This window comes from Taishania pollutisoli (assembly GCF_014518315.1).
Taxonomy (GTDB): Bacteria; Bacteroidota; Bacteroidia; order Flavobacteriales_D; family Crocinitomicaceae; genus Taishania; species Taishania pollutisoli.
Genome location: NZ_JACVEL010000030.1, coordinates 1 through 2,499, shown reverse-complemented (window position 1 = coordinate 2,499; position 2,499 = coordinate 1). Strand labels below are relative to the sequence as shown.

Annotated in this window: 2 protein-coding genes; one reads left to right on the top strand and one right to left on the bottom strand. The window is 49.1% G+C overall.

Features of this window, described 5'->3' with window-relative positions:
* Positions 1-32 precede the first annotated feature (32 nt).
* A complete protein-coding gene (locus H9Y05_RS16105) occupies positions 33-2,087 on the top strand; it encodes a tail spike protein (RefSeq protein WP_216714890.1) in 2,055 nt (684 codons plus the stop codon).
* Between the two features lie 118 nt (positions 2,088-2,205).
* Here the strand turns inward: H9Y05_RS16105 and H9Y05_RS16100 are convergent, their stop codons facing one another.
* On the bottom strand, positions 2,206-2,427 hold the full coding sequence (locus H9Y05_RS16100) for a hypothetical protein (RefSeq protein ID WP_015976743.1): 222 nt from the start codon (positions 2,425-2,427) through the stop codon (positions 2,206-2,208).
* Positions 2,428-2,499 lie beyond the last annotated feature (72 nt).

Here is a 2,499-nt window from a genome sequence, read left to right as displayed (position 1 = left end):
TCGATAACGGTTTTAACTAAGAGGATAGCCATATGTCTAGTGGTTGCGGTGAGGTAATGTCACTTAATGATTTACAGGTAGCTAAAAAACACCAGATTTTCGAAGCCGAGGTGATCACCGGCAAACAGGGCGGTGTAGCGGGTGGCGCCAATATCGACTACGCTACTAACCAGGTAACCGGGCAGACGCAGAAGACCCTGCCTGCGGTTTTACGTGATGTTGGTTTCTCCCCGGCGTCTTTCAACTTCACAACCGGCGGGACCCTGGGAGCTGACGACGCGGATAAAGCGGTTCTTTGGCCGAAAGAAGATGGCGGGGACGGTAACTATTACGCATGGCGTGGCCCCCTGCCGAAAGTTATCCCTGCGGCGTCGACACCTCTTACGACAGGCGGCATTTCTGATTCGGCTTGGGTAGCTTTTGGGGGCATCACCTTTCGTGCGGAAGCGGATAAGAAATTTAAATACTCCGTTAAGCTGTCCGACTTTACTACGTTACAACAATTGGCGGATGCCGCTGTTGATAGTGTTCTTATCGACCGCGATTACACTTTCAGTAATAACGAGACCGTTAACTTCAGCGGGAAGACCCTGACCATCGACTGTAAAGCGAAGTTTATCGGCGACGGAAACCTGGTATTTACGCAATTAGGTAAAGGTTCCATTGTAATAGCCCCCTTTATGGAGAGTGCTACAACGCCGTGGGTGATTAAACCGTGGACCGACGATAATCAGTGGATAACCGACCCCGCAGCAATCGTGGCCACACTTAAACAGTCTAAAACAGATGGATACCAGCCGACGGTAAACGATTACGCCAAGTTTCCTGGTATAGAATCCCTTCTCCCTCCGGAAGCTAAAGGGCAAAGCATATCTTCTACCCTGGAAATTCGGGAATGTACAGGCGTCGAGGTTCACCGGGCGAGTGGTCTTATGGCGTGTTTCCTGTTCCGCGGATGCCATTTCTGTAAGATGGTAGACGCTGACAACCCGAGCGGCGGAAAAGATGGCGTAATTACCTTTGAAAACCTGAGCGGCGATTGGGGCAAGGGTAACTATGTTATTGGCGGGCGCACAAGTTACGGTTCGGTAAGTAGCGCTCAATTCTTACGAAACAATGGCGGTTTCGCGCGCGATGGCGGGGTCATCGGGTTTACTTCGTATCGTGCGGGGGAAAGTGGTGTTAAGACGTGGCAAGGTACGGTAGGTTCTACGACCTCTCGTAACTACAACCTGCAATTCCGGGATTCAGCAGTGCTATACCCTGTATGGGACGGCTTCGATTTAGGCGCAGATACTGACATGAACCCCGAAGATGACCGCCCAGGGGATTTCCCCATTTCTCAGTACCCGGTACATATGCTCCCATTAAACCATTTGATAGACAATCTATTTGTTAGAGGTTCGCTGGGGGTAGGTTTCGGTATGGACGGGCAAGGTCTGTATGTCTCTAACATAACCGTCGAGGATTGCGCTGGTTCTGGGGCTTATATTCTTGCCCACGAAACAGTATTCACTAATATCGCAATAATCGACACCAATACTAAAAACTTCCCCGCGAACCAGATATATATCTCAGGGGCCTGCTGTGTAAACGGCCTTCGTTTGGTCGGCATCCGTTCAACTACCGAACAGGGCATGACGATAGACGCACCTAACTCCACTGTAAGCGGAATAACGGGCTTCGTGGACCCCTCAAGGATTAACGTAGCCAATTTGATGGAGGAAGGTCTTGGTAACTCTCGCATAAACAGTTTCAATAATGATTCTGCGGCGCTTCGGTTTCGTATTCATAAACTGTCAAAAACCCTTGATAGTGGGTCCGTGTACTCCCACATTAACGGCGGGCCAGGTTCTGGTTCAGCATGGACCGAAATTACCGCTATTGCGGGGTCCTTGCCTGATGCCGTGTCATTAAAAATAAACAGGGGCGATTATCGTGCTGTTGAGATACCGGTAGCGGTGACCGTCCTACCAGACAGCGCTGTCAGGGATAACGGGGCTATATCACTGTATCTGGAAGGCGATAGCCTTAAGGCGTTAGTTAAGCGGGCCGATGGAAGCTATACAAGATTAACTTTGGCATAAATAGTAAAGGCCCCGTAAGGGGCCTTAATTTATGATAACAGAACCACAGCAGCGATAAGTAAAGCGACCGCAGCCAATCCGTAGCCTATTAAAAAGCATTTCGCACCAATTGAGTATTTCATTTAGCGCCCCTCTCTTTGTCAACTTCCTGTTGTTCTAGTAGCCAGTCAAGTTGCGCGTTAGCAGCGTCTCTTTGCTGCCGTAGCCGTAAAACCTCTTCTTCGAGTTCCCTGATACGTTTTATTTCTCGCTTTAATTGCATAGCTAGAAGTTGCTCGCGGGAATTAATGGCGTCTTTTATCAATTCGTTGCAAGCGTCGATATCAAACTCATTATTCATTTCTTACCTCGTCTCTTCATATAATTAAGCAACTCTTCCTGGACAGATTTTTTCTCGTCCGTACGCGCGGCA

What these genes read in the sequence shown, in the direction of transcription:
- H9Y05_RS16105 (WP_216714890.1), top strand. Translation starts at nt 33, where the DNA reads ATGTCTAGTGGTTGCGGTGAGGTAATGTCACTTAATGATTTACAGGTA.
- H9Y05_RS16100 (WP_015976743.1), bottom strand. Translation starts at nt 2,427, where the DNA reads ATGAATAATGAGTTTGATATCGACGCTTGCAACGAATTGATAAAAGAC.